Source organism: Agarivorans sp. Z349TD_8, from assembly GCF_050870825.2.
In the GTDB taxonomy this organism is placed as follows: Bacteria; Pseudomonadota; Gammaproteobacteria; order Enterobacterales; family Celerinatantimonadaceae; genus Agarivorans.
Genome location: NZ_CP194037.2, coordinates 2,979,029 through 2,994,749, shown reverse-complemented (window position 1 = coordinate 2,994,749; position 15,721 = coordinate 2,979,029). Strand labels below are relative to the sequence as shown.

Genomic DNA, 15,721 nt, shown 5'->3' with positions numbered 1-15,721 from the left:
TAGCTTTGAGTGTGAAGCTTGGGTTTTTCAAATAATAATGATTATGGGCATTTAAGGTGCGATGATTATTTATAATCGACCAAACTACAACTAAATAGGTAGATGGAAGGTCCTTATATAGCTACCACTTTAGTGGTAGTTGTGAATTCAAGGTGCTGATTAAAAACACCTTTAATTTGTTTTTTGTTGTTTTCATTAGTTTGGAATGGTATTTGCTCCAATTCTCTCTAATGTTGGTCTTTGAGGTTGCTTATGAGAGACGCGGAAGGATGGATAAAAACCACCTGTGCCTATTGTGGTGTGGGTTGTGGTGTAGAGGCAAGAGTGCTCGCCAGTGGTCGTTTAGAGATCAGAGGAGACCAACAGCACCCGGCAAATTTTGGGAAATTGTGTACCAAGGGCATCGCGCTTGGCGATACGGTGATTCACGATGGGCGATTAATGTCGCCGCAACTGAAGCAGCCTGATGGCTTTGTGGACATCGACTGGGAGCATGCCTTAAATCGGGTTGCAGAGCAGTTTAGCCAAACCATTGGTGAGCACGGCCCCGATGCCGTGGCATTTTACGTCTCTGGGCAGCTATTAACTGAAGACTATTATGTGGCGAATAAACTGATCAAGGGTTTTCTGGGAACCGCAAATATCGATAGTAACTCCCGTTTATGTATGGCCTCGGCGGTGGTGGGGCAGAAACGGGCATTTGGCATGGATACGGTTGCGGTGTGCTATCAGGATATGGAGCAAGCCGAGCTGGTTATTTTAGTTGGGTCTAATCTGGCGTGGTGCCATCCGGTGTTATTTCAGCGATTAATTGTGGCGAAACAGAACAATGCAGCGCTTCAAGTCATTGTGATCGATCCCCGCAACAACGAATCTTGCGATATTGCCGATCTGCATCTTGCGATTGCACCGGGAAGCGATGTGGTACTGTTTAATCAATTATTGGCTTATCTGGCGGCGCAGGGTGAGCTTGATCAGGACTTTATTGTCCAACATACTCAGCACTTTGAGCAGGCTTATGCCTCGGCCAGCAGTGATGCTCATGCGGTGCATGACATTGGCCTCAGTGAAGCCGAATGTCAGGCATTTTTTGAGGCTTTTGCTCGCACCGAGCGGGTGCTTACCATTTATTCTCAAGGGGTGAATCAGTCTTCGCAAGGCTCTGACAAAGTTAATAGTATTATTAACTGTCATTTGGCCACCGGGAAAATTGGTAAACCCGGCTGCGGGCCGTTTTCCATCACTGGCCAGCCCAATGCCATGGGGGGCAGGGAAGTTGGGGCTTTAGCCAATACCTTAGCCGCGCATATGGAGTTTAATCCGCAGGATATTGAGCGGGTTGCCAGCTTTTGGCAGGCCGAGCACATGGCCACCGAGCCGGGACTAAAAGCGCTGGATATGTTTGAGGCCATCGCTGCCGGCAAAATCAAAGCGCTGTGGATCATGGCGACCAATCCAGTGGTGAGTTTGCCCGATAGCAGTAAAATTAAACGCGCCCTTGAAAAATGCCCCTTTGTCGTCGTCTCCGATTGCATCGAAAAAACCGCAACGACGCAGTTTGCCGATGTATTACTGCCGGCGCAGGGCTGGAGTGAAAAGTCGGGAACGGTCACTAACTCGGAACGTCGGATCTCCCGCCAGCGGCGTTTATTAGCCAGCCCGGGGCAGGCCAAACCCGACTGGTGGATTATTTCACAGGTGGCGCAGAGGATGGGGTTTAAAGAACAATTTAGCTACGCCCATGAAGGGGCGGTATTTAAAGAGCATGCGGCGCTCACCGCGCTAGATAATCAAGGTTTTGAAAGAGACTTAAATCTGGCGGGTTTGAGTAATCTCAGCAGCAGCGAATACCAACAGTTATTGCCGCAACAATGGCCGGTGTTGAAACAGCAAAGCTCCGTGAGCCATCAGCGGCTGTTTGAAGATGGCAGGTTTTATACTCCCAATCGAAAAGCTAACTTTGTAGCGGTGACTTATCGTGCGCCATCAATTCAGGTCTGCGCAGATTTCCCGGTGATTTTGAATACCGGACGAACTCGCGATCATTGGCATACCATGACTCGAACCGGTTTGTCTGCGCGACTGGCCACACATATGCCAGAGCCTTATCTGCTGGTGCATCCCGATACGGCGAAAAAATATGCAGTAACACATGGGCAGCTGGCAAAAGTGAGTAATCGCCATGGCGATTGTATGAGCCGAGTGATTGAAACGACATCGATGCGGCGCGATGAAGTTTTTGTGCCGATCCACTGGAATGAACTGACCGCGTCGAACAGTAAGCCGGGGGGCTTGATTGACGCAAGAGCGGATCGCTTATCGGGGCAGCCGGAGTTTAAATTTACGCCGGTTAAAATTGCCGACTGTCCGATGAGCAGCTTTGCGCTGTTGTTGGTTCGAGAGCCTGTCGAACTTGGCCAGATTGACTATTGGGTGAGACGAAAAACCACAAGTGCTTATCTGTATCAAATCGAGAGTCAACAAAGTCTGCAACGGCTCGATGAACGTATTCATCTTGCGCTCACGACAGCGCACAGCAGAACCATTCAGGCGGCCAGCGCAAACCATCGGCTCTGCGCGGCAATCGATAACAACCAGCTTAGCTGGCTTTACCTGGCCGCCAATCAAGGGATCGCAGAACCCACCATGCAGCAGGTGATGGCATGGTTCGCCGAGGACAAGCCGCTGGCGGAGCTTGAGCAAGACATGATGGCACTGGCTCAATGAGTGGCCGCTGAAGCGCAGCGGTGTGCTATTTGCGTAAGCTGCAACAAGTTAAGCTTGCCAAAAGTACTTCAGCAGCCGCCACGTTTTATCCGTTACCGGCTCACCTTTGTCAACGGCAGTGGGGCCGCTGATTTCACACAACGGATCGCGAAGTGACTCTGGATATCCTTCACATGGGGGAGTCCTTGCAGGCGTTTTAAAATACCTTCGTAATCATTTAAATCAATCGCCACAACTTCCAGACTATAATCGGCGGTGCCTGAAACCAGATGGGCGCTAACGATGTCTTGCATGTCGATCATCGCCGTTTCAAAAGCCGTATGGGCGCTAACTTCATGGGTGTTCAGTCGTACCTCTACAAAAATAGTCATCGAGAAGCCCGCTTTTTGCCGATCAACGCGCGCGTGGTAGCCCTGAATCACGCCACTTTGCTCTAATTGTTTTACGCGTCGCAGACACGGCGAGGGCGATAAACAAATCTGCTCCGAGAGGGCGACATTGGTGAGGCGTCCATCGTCTTGCAGTCGGGATAAGATCTCGATGTCTGTTTTGTTCATTTTGGCATACTATTAATATTAGGAAGGGTAATTTGGCATAGTATAGCAATTTATTCAAAATTTGGGTTGGATATTGCAAGGACATGCTCACCATATTGGCTGGATAATAGACTTTCGGTACGCCATAAGGAAAGCGTTATGTCTGATACTTGCAGCTCCAACACCGCCCCCCACTATAAACAGTATGCCACTGGCGGGGCGTTTCGTTATGGTTTACTCGCCGCTCTGGTGAGTATTTCTATTTGGGCTTTCTGGCTGGTGAGCATGCGGGCCGGGGTGACCAATTCTTTAGGCTTTTTTGACCTTGGCTTGTTGCGTTATTCGCCGCCAGCGCTGTTGCTGCTGCCTATTTTATGGCGCTCGAGAGCCTTACTGAAAGGTGTTTCGCCAACGCTGTTATTGGGGATAGTTGCCGGTGCGGGCGTGCCATTTTTCTATTTGAGCGCCACCGGTCTTAAGTACGCTCCAGCCTCCCATGCCGGTTTATTAATTTTGGGGGCTTATCCGCTATTTGTGACTTTATTGGCGGTGGTTTTTTATCAAGAAAGGGTGAGCATTCAACGTAAAATCGGTCTCTGCCTAGTGACTCTGGGCGTCGTGGTCCTCTTTAGCTTATCTTTGCTCACGGCCCCTGCTGGAACTTGGATTGGCGACTTATTGTTGCTTGCCGCGAGTCTTTTTTGGGCGATTTATACGGTGAGTTTACGGATAGCTGGCCTGCCGCCGCTGGTTTCTACGGCTTTGATGGGACTGGTTTCGGTGCTGGTTTTGCTGTTGTTATGGTCGACTGGTTTGGTGTCTAGTCAGTTAGTGGACTCGCCATGGCAGATGTTAGCGTGGCAGTTTTTGGTGCAAAGCTTATTGGTCGGTTTGCTCACGGGTTTTAGTTATGGCTTTGCCATTCAACGCTTGGGAGCCGAAAACATGGCCGCGATTGGTGCCTTTACCCCTGTTTTAGCGGCCTTGATAGCGGTTCCTGTTTTGGGCGAAATGATCGAGGTTTATTCCATCGTGGGGCTGCTATTGGTGAGCGCTGGAGTACTGATTGCCAGTGGTATTTTTAGCAAGCGGCAGTGAGTCCCGCCCGGCTGATCATTGTTCGCTGAAGATTTGCATTAGCCTTCGCTGGCTAGACGGTAATCGCAAATAATTTTTTAAAAGCTTGCCGGCCTGTTTTCGAGATGTTCACCATTCGATATTCGCTGACGCGAATCAGCCAGCCGTGATTCTCGAAGCAGCTGAAGAGTTCTGCGCCCAGGTGGCCGCCAAGGTGGTATTTCCTCTCGCTCCAGTCTAAACAAGGACAACAGTATTTACGCTTGGTTTTTGGCTGGAGGTTTAGCCCAAGATCTGCAAATTTTTGCTTTCCCAAGGGGCTTAAGTGTTGCCCATCTTTCTCTATCCACTGATTGCTGAGCAGCGCATCATAAATATTGACCGCCAGTTCACCAGCGAGGTGGTCGTAACAGGTTCTGGCCTGCTTTAATTCAATTGGCGTTCGACTTTTGGGCGGTTCGATTCTTTTCCAGGAGACGCCCATCAGCGTTTCAACCAGATTGGCGACATCCGCACCCGCGAGGCGGTAATAGCGATGCCGCCCTTGAGACAGGCAGCTAATCAATGCTTCCTTGAGCAGTCGAGCAAGATGAGCACTCGTGGTGGAGGGCGCAATATCTGCTATCACGCTCAGCTCAGTAGCGGTCCAGGCCCGACCATCCATTAAGGCGCAAATAATTTTGACTCTGGAGACATCCGATAGGGCAGCAGCAAGTGCTGCCATTGAGACGGGTTGAATATTATCTTCAACATTTTGCTGAGAAAGATGCGGGTGGCTGCTCAAGCGTTGACGGTCCATTGTTTGGTGGCTTGTTCGGCCAGCTTAAAATTATCTGTAATCAGGATCAAGCGGTTGGCATGATCGCTGTACTGGGTCACAATATTTACCCCAATATTGGCGAGGCTTGCTGCAATTTCACCCAGCTCTCCGGGGCGCTCTTGTTTTAGTTTTCTGATCAGTGGTTTACAAACGCCGATGACTTGCAAGTCGTGACTTTGTAATACTTGTTTTGCCTTCTCGCCATCTTCCACCAGAAAATGAGCATGGCTTTGACCCGCGCTGGAAAATACCCCGCCGCCTTCAAGGCCCACGCCATGGCTGCCAAGCAGACTTGCTAATGCCGCCAGTTGTCCGGGCTGATTTTTTAAACAGACATGAATATCATACATTGTGCTTTCCTTTGGTGTTTGATGAATCATCTTTAATCACTTCGGCAACTCGGATCTGATAAAAAGAAAAAATCGACTGATAGCCCTCGGTTTGCGCCGATTGGTGCTGCATATTTGTTTTCCATTGGCGAATCGATTCTGCATCGCGCCACCAGGATAGGGATAGAAATTTCTCTGGGTCCGCGAGGCTGGTGAAACGCTCTACAGAAATAAATCCATCTATATCAGAGAGTAAGGGTTTTAGCTCTGCCGACAGCTGAAAGTAACGCTGTTGTTGTTCTGGCTTGGCTTTGGCTTCAAAAATTACGGCAATCATTGGGTCGCTCATCAATTGTGTGTGAATGCCGGGTACTATAATCGGTTTGCCGAGGCTTGCTTCGTTAGGTAGCGAAATATGCACGCCCGGATGCATGGGTCGCGGTGATGGCAGATTTGGGGGCGGCACTAAATTGATGGATGTTTGCCGATGAAGCGACCTGCTCCCCGAGTCATTCGTAAGCAAGGATAGTGTTCCGCCTTGCTTGCATATCGATGTTTATTGAATGGCATGAGATTGATTGACCGTCGCTTGAATTTCCTTTTTGAGCCAATGCTGCAGCAGCTTAAAGCGTTTGCTTTGCGCAAAACTAGCCGAACAAACCAGCCAGTAACTGGACTCGATGTTCACTGAAGGGCCAAGTGTTTTTAGAAAACCCGCCTTCAGGTCATTTTCTATCAGTAATGTTCTGCCCAGACCAATCCCCATACCACTAACCGCGGCCTGAATCATTAGGTCGGCCCGATCAAATTGATGTTTGCAGGTGAAGGGTTCGATGAGAGAGCCGGTTTTTTCGAAGTAGTTTTGCCAGTGATAACCAGTATTGTCTTTGGCCCCTCGTCGGTCTGACAATAGTGACATTTTTTGCTCGAGTAAGGCTTGTTCGCTTTGGTCTACGACACCGTTGAGGAAGCGAGGACTGACCACGGCTTGTATTTTGCAGTGAGTCAGGTGAATTGCATGTAAGCCGGGGTAGGGGCCGACGCCGAATCTGATGGCTGCGTCGGTATCATCATGATGAAAGTCAGTCAAATCGTCTTTCACTTCAAGCGATATTGATAGTCCCTCTGAGCTTGCATTTGGCAAAATTGGGATCGCCCATTTCATGGCGAGAGAAGAAGGTAAAGAAAGTCTAATCTGGTCAGCGCTTTGGTTTTTTTCCAGCTTATCTAATGCGGGTTGCCAGACCGACATGGACTGTCGTGCGGCTTCACAGAGTATTTTTCCTGCCGCTGTCAGACGAAGATTTTTGGTGCTGCGTTCGAAAAGGGTGAGCCCAAGTTTTTCTTCCAATGCCCGGACTCTATGGCTGATTGCAGACTGTTGTACATTGAGTCGCTCGGCAGCCTTGGTAAAGTTTAGCTCGTCAACGATCGCCGCGAGTAAGGGGGCCGCCTGGCTTAATCGATTGACGGTCTCTTTGTCGGTTTCGTCCGTGAATTTATTCATGAATTTACCTCATGCCTTTATGAGTGTCTTTAAGGATATCTTTGGTTTTATTATAAGCGCTAACAATTTATAGATACGATAAAATAGGATATTTATATGAATATATCTCATGTTATGGCTAGAAAAATACCAGCAAAAATTGTGAATGGTTTTGTTGTTGAAGGCTGTGGTGGCAATCCTGCGGGGCTGGTTCTGGACGCCGATGGCTTGAGTGAACGTGACATGTTAGATATTGCGTCTCAAATCGGCTTGTCTGAGACCGCGTTTGTCTCTCAGTCGAATACTGCAGCGTTCAAGCTTGACTTTTTCACGCCTAATCGCCGTATTGCTCATTGTGGTCATGCAACTATCGCAACATTTTCTTACTTAGCTGAAACAGGCAGGATTACGCAAGGAGAGTCGAGTAAAGAAACTGTGGATGGTTCGCGTAAGATTATGATCAAAAATGGGGCTGCCTATATGGAACAGGTGGCACCCACTTATCTGAACCATCGGGATTGGAACCCTAAGGGGGTGACGCTTGAGGACGTTCTTGATTCATTGGGCTTGGATGCCGCCGATTTGGATCCGCGTATTGAGCCTATGGTTGTGAATACGGGTAACAGTTTTGCTATGGTCGGGGTGTCAGATGGCGCTAGACTGGCTCGGCTAAGCCCAGACTTTGCCAAAATTTCTGAGATTAGCGAGAGGCTTGAGCTTATTGGTTATTATGTTTTTACCACTGATGCTGCAGCCACCACTAAAGATGCGACGACCCGGATGTTCGCGCCGCGCTTTGCGATTAACGAAGAGTCGGCAACAGGAATGGCAGCGGGACCTTTAGCTTGTCTATTGCATGATTATCTCGGGCTTAAGCAATCTTCAATCACCATCGAGCAAGGGAAGTACATGCAGCCTGCGTCTCTGAGTCAGATTTCAGTAGAGCTTATTGTTGCAAGGGATGGACAAATCCAGGGCTTGATGGCTGGCGGTTATGGCAAGTTGATGAAGCAAGTGGATGTTTTGTTATAGTGACATTTTATTTACAGGGATCACTGGCGCGATTGCATCGGTATTCGCATCAAGGGGCAAGCCAATGGCTTGTCTCCAGATCAATAAAATGTCGATGACTTGGCTCTGAATAAGCTGAAATTTTGGGTTCAGGAGATCCTAGAAAAGTCCGGTAAAAGAGCATGCTACGCTCAAATATGTAAGCGACAGATATGACATGCAACGATTTTTCCCGGATCGCTAGCATTTAAAGTGGCGGCCTTGAGTCATGGATTTATTTTCAATAATACTTTGTTTGTCAATAAGGCCTTGAATGCAAAGCTAGGAGCGGGTATACATACCAGCATCAATGACTCAGATGCTTATACAGATTTGAGCTTGTTAAAGTCACTCGGCTCGGTAGGTATCAATAGTGCTTATGGATAAGCAGAAACTGTTTGAATTATCACACCAGTTAACCGAAGTACAAAAGGATGAAGATTTTCAAGCTTGGTTTAGCGCTTTGAAAAACGAAATATCTTTTGATTTTAGTATATTAGGTTCATTGTCTAAGGAAAGCGCTAGTGCGCCCGTTTGCTTTGGTTTTTCACAGCAGCATTTTGTTCGCTGCTTTAGCGCTCGGTCACTGGCCAGCGATCCCTTATTTTCTGCCGCACGCACTCACTCGCGCAGTATTTCGGTATTGATGGATCCCATCGTTCATCCTGATTATGGTAAACGTTTGGTTATTTCAGGTCGTCAAGGGAAAGAGAGCAGCATGTTCTTATTGTCATTTGGTGAGCGGCAACCATCGAGTGACGAAATAAATGCGCTTTACCTGTTAAGCCCGCATCTTAATATGGTACGCCAGAGTATTTGCGAAAATAAGGCGCGTGAAGCGGCGTCAAAGCCGAGCTTGATGACTCAGCGAGAACAGGAGTTATTGCCTTGGTTAAAAATGGGGAAGAGTAACTGGGAAATCAGTCGATTACTTAATATCAGTGAGAGAACGGTAAAGTATCATTTGCAGAACATCTATAAAAAGCTGGGTACCCATAATCGGACACATGCGGTTGCCAAGGCAATTGAGCAAGGCTGGTGCGACGGATAAAATAAGCTGCTGCTAATGTGGCTTGAATCCTGACAGTCTATTTTTCCAGATAAACATGTTTGATGATGCTGTGCGGTATGCCGTTTTCAGAATGACGCAAATTCTGCTCAATTATTTCTGCAAGGAAAAACTACGCCCCGCCTTTCGCTGAACGCTTTAGATAGTTCTTATTGTCGATTTTTTATGCTTCTCCATTGTTTGTGTCGCTTGCATGCTGGCGAGGCGGCTTGGTCTCAATGAATCATCGGTGCTGCAAGCAATGTCATCAAAAGTAGCGGGCCGCTCGGTGAGCGAGCCCTTACTTTTTAGTTCGGTATTATCCCAAAGGTAGCCCGATTGCCTGTTCATTTGACTCGATTGGCCGGCTTTTAGCGCTGGTTATTTTTAGCATTGCAGGGACCAGCAGCAGATCGAGGACCAATGCTATTAAGATGGTAATGGCGGTCATGAGTCCCATATCTGCATTCATCTTGAAGCTGCTGCAGGCGAGGACCAAGAAACCAAGACTCAGCACCAGACTGGTGCCGATGATGGCGAGCCCGGTATGTTTGACCGAGGATTGAATCGCTTCTTGTTCTGAATATCCCGACTTGCGGAGTGTATTGTAGCGGTAGAGGAGGTGAATGGTATCGTCGACCACAATCCCCAAGGTCATACTGGCAATGACCGATAAACTCAAGCCAACTTCTCCAACCATCATTCCCCAGGCGCCAAAAGCAATCGAGGCGGGAAGAATATTCGGTAAGATACTGATAAGGCCGAGTCGGACCGAACGCAGCATGATGCCGATCAGCAGGGAAATGAGTACTAAGGCGGCCACAGAAGCAGTGAGCATACTGATATTATTGCGGTAGCCAATATGGGCAAACATGATGTCTGCGCTAACACCCGGGCTGATACTGCTTGCATTAAAATGTTCTAAGAGCTGTTTTCTTAGATTGGATTCCAGCACGACCAGTTGATTCGAAGACATCTTTTTGGCCGTGATGATGATCCGTAACTCTTTTTTATCTAATGCGACCTGATTACTCAGGTTGAGTCCGTAAGGGAGCGACATGTCGTAAAGTAGCAGCGTTTGTGCAGACAGTTGCGGATCCTGTGGCAAAACATAGTAACTGGGATCATCATTATGCAGACTGCTATTGAGCCGTTTCATGATGTCGGTGAGTGACTGGACGTGATAGACGCCATCGGTATCACGGGCCGAGGTGACAAAGGCATCCAGTTTTTGCAAGAAGTTGGGTGAGGTGACCGCTTCGCCGCTTTCGGGACGGAGTGCAAATTGAATACTGGCGACGCCTGTGAGCTTGGCGTAGGTGAAATCATTGGCTTGTCGAACCGCATAACTCTCATCGAAGTACTCGAACAGGGTATCGTCGATTTTATTGCGGACCAGGTTGGCGGCAATCACTAAACTGAAGATCAGCACCGCTGCAATTTTTAATGCTGGGTTTTTGATTGTCCAGCGGGCCAGTTTTGTTAAGGGCTTGCTTAACCATTGTTGCTGATGTGCTGGGGGCCTGCGCAAGGGGAGAACGACCAGTAAGGCTGGGGCGAAGTACAGGGTGAGCAGCATAGCGGCAAAAACGCCCATGGCGGTGATGTTGCCAAGGTCATTAAACGGTGGTGAATCACTGAAGTTCATCGACAGGAAGCCAACGGCAGTTGTTAAGCTGGTGAGTATGATGGGCAATCGGTGTTTGGCCATTGCATCAGCGATGGCTTCCAGTTTTGCCTTGCCGTCCAGTTGGGCTTTTTTGAAGCCTTGCAGAAAATGGATGCAGTCGGCGACCGCCATGGTCAAAATAATGATAGGTGCGGAAGCCGAAGGTGAGGTAATGGCGATGCCCAGCCAGCCAGCTGCGCCAAGCGCTATAAAGATCGAGGATAAGATAGCTAGAGTGATTACGACAGAATTCCAGATGCTGCGCAGGTAGATTCCGGTACCCAGAATGATCAGTAATAATGCGATGGGCACGAGGCTGCCCATGTCTCGTTGCGAGGCTTCGCCAAAGGCATCATTCTGCATCACTTGACCAGTCAGGTAAAATTCGATCTCTGGGTGTTGCTCTTGAGTTTGAGCAATCAGATCTTGCCAGAATTGGGCTATTTCTCGCACTTCTTCCGACTGTTCATCGACTGAAAGCCGAACCAGTACGTTGATTGCTGTCGATTTAGCATCGGCTGCGAGGTAGCGATTGAGCAACTCGGGTTGTTGTAATGCATATTGCTTTTTATCCGCCAGTACAGCTTGCTGTTGAAGTTCATCTGATGAGATGAAATCCTCGACCAGCAGTTCATCATCGACGGCGCGGGTATATTGATAGTTGCTAACGGAGTCGACTCGGTAAGAATGGGGGGTTTGCCAGCCTTGCTCGGTGAGCTCGATGATGGTTTGCAGTACATCGGGCTGAAAAATGTCGCCAGATTTGGGCCTGAGTACCACTAATACGCTGTCATTGCTATTGTACTTATCTTCAATCTGTTCGAAAGCAACCAGATCGGGGTTATCTTTACTGAAGAACACCTTATAGTCGTTATTCAGTGTCAGTTTGCCAAGGCCAATAAAGGCTACCGCCAGGGTGGCAAGCCAAGCAAAAATCGCCAGCCAGGCACGCTTTTTAGTCCAATTAATCATGATTTATATCCTAAGGTTAAGCTTGTTGAGTGGCAAGGACCGACAGACGATGATTTTCGATTTCGATCGCTTCCGCCTTGACTTTATTGACTGCGGTTTCGATCGCCTCATCGGGATCCATGCGTAGCGGTAGGTGAAAGTGTTGCGCAATGGTGAGCAGACGTTCTCGCAGCTCACCACCGACGACAATGTACGGGATATTCAGTTCTTTGAGTGTATTCAGTAACAGATCATTGGAGAGCTGACGAAATACTTCGGAGACCGGTCGGTGACCATCTGCGACCAAATCAAATTCAATCGGTAGATGGACAAATTGGCTGTAGGTTTTTTTTGCATGGCGTTTGGCGACATTGCCAAATGCTTCAATATAGCCTTTGTGAAGTGAGGCATAAGGAGCGCCTGCGATACGTTTTAGGGCTAACAGCAAGTCACTTTCAGATGGATTAATTCCGGTTTCTAATCTGGCGGCACCATATACCCATTCGTGAAGGCTAGAACCGTCGGAAAAAAAACGATCACCAAACTGTTCTTCGTTAATCATCCGCTCGGTTAGTCTGCTTAAACCAAGGGTGAGTAACTCAAAGGGTTTACATTGTTCCAGAGTCTTTCCTGGAACTGCATCCGGCAGGATTTCCCGCATCGTTCTGGCCTGAGTTCTGGGGATCTCAGTTGCAATGGCGAGCGCTTCGGTTAGGGTTGTTTTCCCGGTTGAATAGGTTCCTGATATGGCAATTTTCATGCGATTGTTCCTTGGGGAAGTGAGTGGCAAAGCTTGGCGCTAAGTGAGAATTCCGGATGGCTGGCAATAGAGCCAGAAACGGTAGCAAGACGCCATTGTTCGTGATTTTTGTTGATTAGCGAGTTGCGCGTACTTCGTAAAGTAAGGGTATGTTTTTGCTGGGGAATAATTGGGTACGGGGCAGTGATTTTGACTGAACGCATCCACAGGTTATTGGTTTGGTTTCGTTGCACATTATCTAAACGATACATCACTAATTGTGAAAGCTGAGCGAAGCTGGTTAGCCAATCCACAATCATCAGGGCGTGCGGATATTGGCCCATCAGACCGCTGAATTGATTTCCCGGTCGTTGTAGGGTGAGTTCACAAGAAACTGCACAGGATTTATCATTAAAGCTGTTGTTGTATAGTTCGCAGTGTCTTTCCCGGAACTCATCGATGAAATACTCTTCAGCGTTTAAGGGAGCCGCATTCACCGTGTGGCTGTCAATACCCGGCGGGTGGTCAATAATGATCTCAACTTCCATTGTTTTTAAGACTGTTTTGAAATGACTGAGAACCCCAAACATACTGTTGTTGTTGGTCACCGATTTTATCAGCCGGGTGCTGAGCGGAACGGCAACCAGATCCTCTAAAGCTTCACTGCCAGCCTTGATGGACAAGTGTCGGATCCATGCCTGGGATGTCTGTTGTTCGCTTAAGTTGAATTCTCGTCTGAGCAGCTCACAGGCAATTCGACCCGCAACCAGAAACGCATCGATAGTACTCAGGTGGGGCGGGCGGCTACTGACTTTTTCCTTTTGTGACCAGTCGGTTCGGTAATCAATCGCGATGGTCCCTTCGGCGAAGCTGGCGGTGTATTTGACGTTGCACCGATACTGGGTTTTTTTATATCCCTCGCCAAAATAACGTTGTGCGGCGGGGCCGAGTGCATCATCGATATGTGGAATGAGTGTACATCCTTGTTCTAAGATTGGTTCAGCTTCCATTTCGGTTTCTACTCCTAACATACGAACAGTTATTTGAGAAAATCATGCTAGCTGCTTTGCTTATATTTTTATCCTGTCCGCTTGTCTGAATAAACCTGTCTGATCGTACAGGTTAAGTTTTTCAACAACTTATGTATGTTTACTGCCTGTTCATATTTCAACGTTGAATATGGGGATATGGCATCAAGGAGGAAACATGATAAAAAGCATACTGCTGCTATTAATGATATCGAGCCTGGCGTTTGGCCAAGAACCCACTGGTTTGGATATCGCAACCGAGATGGTGAATCGAGATAGTGGTTATCAGTCTTACACTGCGACGGTTGAAATGACGATTACAGCCGCCAATGGTGACGCGGTGCAGCGCCAACTGACGGTGCAAGGTAAAGAGCAGGCTGATGAGGGTGATAAAATCATTACCTATTTTAAAGCGCCTCGCGATATAGCCGGGACCAGTTTACTGACTTTTAGCCATGCGATTGAAGCGGATGATCAGTGGCTGTATCTGCCGTCCATTAAGCGAGTGAAGCGGATTTCGTCGAATAATCGCTCCGGCCCATTTATGGGAAGTGAATTTGCTTATGAAGATATGAGTTCGTGGGAGTTGGATAAATATCGCTATCAACTGGTGGGTGAAACAGTGCAAGGTGAGCATCGTTACTGGTTGCTGGCCTGTTATCCACAATATGTGAATTCCGGTTACTCTAAATTGATTGCCTGGATCGATCAGTCCATTTACCAGCCACGCAAGATTGAATATTTCGATCGCAAAGGAACACCACTTAAGAAGCTTTCTCTGAGAGAGTATAAGCAATATGAAGATCGCTACTGGCGTCCACATATTGCCTTTATGGAGAACTTAATTTCGAAACGCACCACCGAGCTTACCTGGCAGGACTATCGCTTGGGATTAACGCTCCCTGAAAGTCAGTTCGACCCCAGACAGTTGCAGCGGGCTTACAGGCATAATTGATGATGGTTAAAAGCATGAGGTGTCTGGCTTGTGTATTGATGGCCTTTTATGTCGGGGATGTCTCGGCAGAGATGATGCTGGAAGGCTATGCGGGTCTGGCAGGCGAAGTATACGCAGAAGCGCCGCTATCAGCAGAACAGTGTTGCCATCGCTTTAATCCGCAAATTACCTTAGCGCCTAAGTTGAAGTGGTGGAATGACGATGGCTGGAATGTTCTGCTGGCACCTTATTCACGGTATGAGCCACAAGCTGATATGATTTTTGGGAACTGGCGTGAGGCGAACATTGCTTATAATGCGCAGCGTTATTCGGTGACGGTCGGTATTGATACCGTTTACTGGGGGGTTACCGAAGTCTATCAGCCAATCAATATCGTAAATCAGTATGACGGGCGGATAGCGTTAGGTAACGACGAGAAGATTGGTCAGCCGATGCTGCACTTTCAGTATTGGCCTCGGTGGGGGGAAGCGCAGCTATTGTTGTTGCCGTTTCATCAAGCGAGACCATTTCGCGAACCGCAGCAACGTTTGTCTCCGGGGAAGCCAGTGGGTGAAGAGATTGTTTATTCTGACGGTAAGCGTAATCTTGATTTGGCGGCCAGAGTGGCATTTTGGCGAGATGAGCTAGATCTTGGGATTAGCTTATTCAATGGGAATAGCCGAGAGCCTATGTTGCTCGATGACGGTGCTCAGCTACTGCAGTCTTACGCCAGTATTACTCAGCTCGGATTAGACCTGCAGTGGACCAAAGATGATCTGCTGTGGAAATGGGAAAGTGTTGCCAAACATGGGGAAGGAAAAAATTATCTGACGCTGGTCACTGGGGGGGAGTATTCCCTATATGGCTTTGAATTTAGCCCGGGACAATTAGGATTGATTGCCGAGTATACTTGGGATAATCGGGATTCTTTGGCACCTCCAACGCTTTATAATAACGATTTGTTTGTAGGGCTTCGATGGCAGGCAAACGATGTGAGTGACACGGAGTTATTGTTGTCGGGCCTGTTTGATCTTAAAAAAAACTCGCAGCTATATCAATTAACCGCGTCAGGTCGGGTGAGTCATCATTTTCGTTGGGTGGCAGAAGGGTTCTGGTTATCGGCCATGTCACCCACTGAGCCGATTTTCTACATGAGCAAAGACAGTTACTTATCACTGGGACTCGAGTATTACTTTTAGTTGCGTCGAACTTTTCTCGTCTTGGCTTACTTGATAAACATCAGAGCCAAACAGCTGCTGTCGAAAGCAGCCCACTGGCTTCGAATAAAGCTTCTACATATAAAATTTGAAAAAAAAGCGCAGTACAG

Annotated in this window: 14 protein-coding genes; 6 read left to right on the top strand and 8 right to left on the bottom strand. The window is 48.0% G+C overall.

What is annotated here, in order from left to right; translation table 11 throughout:
* The first annotated feature begins 252 nt into the window (after positions 1-252).
* Positions 253-2,727, top strand: a complete 2,475-nt coding sequence (locus ACRRS1_RS13440; RefSeq protein WP_432467624.1) for a molybdopterin oxidoreductase family protein — start codon at positions 253-255, stop codon at positions 2,725-2,727.
* Positions 2,728-2,819: 92 nt separating this feature from the next.
* Here ACRRS1_RS13440 and ACRRS1_RS13435 read toward each other — a convergent pair whose 3' ends face one another.
* Positions 2,820-3,284, bottom strand: a complete 465-nt coding sequence (locus ACRRS1_RS13435) for an Lrp/AsnC family transcriptional regulator (protein ID WP_432452658.1) — start codon at positions 3,282-3,284, stop codon at positions 2,820-2,822.
* A 138-nt stretch (positions 3,285-3,422) separates the two neighbouring features.
* Here ACRRS1_RS13435 and ACRRS1_RS13430 point away from each other — a divergent pair, with 138 nt between their 5' ends.
* Positions 3,423-4,361: a DMT family transporter gene (locus tag ACRRS1_RS13430; RefSeq protein WP_432452659.1), complete on the top strand. Its 939-nt coding sequence runs from the start codon at positions 3,423-3,425 to the stop codon at positions 4,359-4,361.
* A 52-nt stretch (positions 4,362-4,413) separates the two neighbouring features.
* Here ACRRS1_RS13430 and ACRRS1_RS13425 read toward each other — a convergent pair whose 3' ends face one another.
* The 4 genes from ACRRS1_RS13425 to ACRRS1_RS13410 all read right to left on the bottom strand — a co-directional run bounded on the left by ACRRS1_RS13425 (position 4,414) and on the right by ACRRS1_RS13410 (position 6,996).
* Positions 4,414-5,139 (bottom strand): ArsR/SmtB family transcription factor, encoded by a 726-nt coding sequence (locus tag ACRRS1_RS13425; protein WP_432452660.1) that lies wholly within the window; start codon positions 5,137-5,139, stop codon positions 4,414-4,416.
* Positions 5,121-5,510, bottom strand: a complete 390-nt coding sequence (locus tag ACRRS1_RS13420) for a hypothetical protein (RefSeq protein ID WP_432452661.1) — start codon at positions 5,508-5,510, stop codon at positions 5,121-5,123. Before ACRRS1_RS13420 ends, ACRRS1_RS13425 begins: the two co-directional genes overlap by 19 nt.
* Entirely contained in the window at positions 5,503-5,826 is a 324-nt protein-coding gene (locus tag ACRRS1_RS13415; RefSeq protein ID WP_432452662.1) for an antibiotic biosynthesis monooxygenase family protein, read from the bottom strand. Before ACRRS1_RS13415 ends, ACRRS1_RS13420 begins: the two co-directional genes overlap by 8 nt.
* Before the next feature lie 219 nt (positions 5,827-6,045).
* Positions 6,046-6,996, bottom strand: coding sequence for a LysR family transcriptional regulator (locus ACRRS1_RS13410; protein ID WP_432467625.1), 951 nt, complete (start codon positions 6,994-6,996; stop codon positions 6,046-6,048).
* Between the two features lie 96 nt (positions 6,997-7,092).
* On the opposite strand from ACRRS1_RS13410, the gene ACRRS1_RS13405 reads away from it, so the two are divergent.
* On the top strand, positions 7,093-8,007 hold the full coding sequence (locus tag ACRRS1_RS13405; protein ID WP_432467626.1) for a PhzF family phenazine biosynthesis protein: 915 nt from the start codon (positions 7,093-7,095) through the stop codon (positions 8,005-8,007).
* Positions 8,008-8,404: 397 nt separating this feature from the next.
* Complete coding sequence (locus tag ACRRS1_RS13400) at positions 8,405-9,076, top strand: response regulator transcription factor (protein ID WP_432467627.1); 672 nt, start codon at positions 8,405-8,407, stop codon at positions 9,074-9,076.
* A 316-nt stretch (positions 9,077-9,392) separates the two neighbouring features.
* Here the strand turns inward: ACRRS1_RS13400 and ACRRS1_RS13395 are convergent, their stop codons facing one another.
* Genes ACRRS1_RS13395 through ACRRS1_RS13385 form a run of 3 tightly spaced genes read right to left on the bottom strand, consistent with a single transcriptional unit; the run spans position 9,393 to position 13,442 of the window.
* Positions 9,393-11,714, bottom strand: a complete 2,322-nt coding sequence (locus ACRRS1_RS13395) for an efflux RND transporter permease subunit (protein WP_432467628.1) — start codon at positions 11,712-11,714, stop codon at positions 9,393-9,395.
* Positions 11,715-11,730: 16 nt separating this feature from the next.
* Positions 11,731-12,453 (bottom strand): ATP/GTP-binding protein, encoded by a 723-nt coding sequence (locus ACRRS1_RS13390; RefSeq protein ID WP_432467629.1) that lies wholly within the window; start codon positions 12,451-12,453, stop codon positions 11,731-11,733.
* A complete protein-coding gene (locus ACRRS1_RS13385) occupies positions 12,450-13,442 on the bottom strand; it encodes an AvrD family protein (protein WP_432452668.1) in 993 nt (330 codons plus the stop codon). Before ACRRS1_RS13385 ends, ACRRS1_RS13390 begins: the two co-directional genes overlap by 4 nt.
* 196 nt (positions 13,443-13,638) lie before the next feature.
* On the opposite strand from ACRRS1_RS13385, the gene ACRRS1_RS13380 reads away from it, so the two are divergent.
* Together ACRRS1_RS13380 and ACRRS1_RS13375 are read left to right on the top strand one after the other, a co-directional pair.
* Complete coding sequence (locus ACRRS1_RS13380) at positions 13,639-14,415, top strand: outer membrane lipoprotein-sorting protein (RefSeq protein WP_432463425.1); 777 nt, start codon at positions 13,639-13,641, stop codon at positions 14,413-14,415.
* Positions 14,415-15,593, top strand: a complete 1,179-nt coding sequence (locus tag ACRRS1_RS13375; RefSeq protein WP_432467630.1) for a hypothetical protein — start codon at positions 14,415-14,417, stop codon at positions 15,591-15,593. Before ACRRS1_RS13380 ends, ACRRS1_RS13375 begins: the two co-directional genes overlap by 1 nt.
* Positions 15,594-15,721: the final 128 nt, after the last annotated feature.

Coding starts and splice junctions, on each gene's coding strand:
- ACRRS1_RS13375 (WP_432467630.1), top strand. CDS start 14,415: ATGATGGTTAAAAGCATGAGGTGTCTGGCTTGTGTATTGATGGCCTTT.
- ACRRS1_RS13380 (WP_432463425.1), top strand. CDS start 13,639: ATGATAAAAAGCATACTGCTGCTATTAATGATATCGAGCCTGGCGTTT.
- ACRRS1_RS13425 (WP_432452660.1), bottom strand. CDS start 5,139: ATGGACCGTCAACGCTTGAGCAGCCACCCGCATCTTTCTCAGCAAAAT.
- ACRRS1_RS13395 (WP_432467628.1), bottom strand. CDS start 11,714: ATGATTAATTGGACTAAAAAGCGTGCCTGGCTGGCGATTTTTGCTTGG.
- ACRRS1_RS13400 (WP_432467627.1), top strand. CDS start 8,405: ATGGATAAGCAGAAACTGTTTGAATTATCACACCAGTTAACCGAAGTA.
- ACRRS1_RS13430 (WP_432452659.1), top strand. CDS start 3,423: ATGTCTGATACTTGCAGCTCCAACACCGCCCCCCACTATAAACAGTAT.
- ACRRS1_RS13385 (WP_432452668.1), bottom strand. CDS start 13,442: ATGGAAGCTGAACCAATCTTAGAACAAGGATGTACACTCATTCCACAT.
- ACRRS1_RS13440 (WP_432467624.1), top strand. CDS start 253: ATGAGAGACGCGGAAGGATGGATAAAAACCACCTGTGCCTATTGTGGT.
- ACRRS1_RS13405 (WP_432467626.1), top strand. CDS start 7,093: ATGAATATATCTCATGTTATGGCTAGAAAAATACCAGCAAAAATTGTG.
- ACRRS1_RS13415 (WP_432452662.1), bottom strand. CDS start 5,826: ATGATTGCCGTAATTTTTGAAGCCAAAGCCAAGCCAGAACAACAACAG.
- ACRRS1_RS13410 (WP_432467625.1), bottom strand. CDS start 6,996: ATGAATAAATTCACGGACGAAACCGACAAAGAGACCGTCAATCGATTA.
- ACRRS1_RS13435 (WP_432452658.1), bottom strand. CDS start 3,284: ATGAACAAAACAGACATCGAGATCTTATCCCGACTGCAAGACGATGGA.
- ACRRS1_RS13420 (WP_432452661.1), bottom strand. CDS start 5,510: ATGTATGATATTCATGTCTGTTTAAAAAATCAGCCCGGACAACTGGCG.
- ACRRS1_RS13390 (WP_432467629.1), bottom strand. CDS start 12,453: ATGAAAATTGCCATATCAGGAACCTATTCAACCGGGAAAACAACCCTA.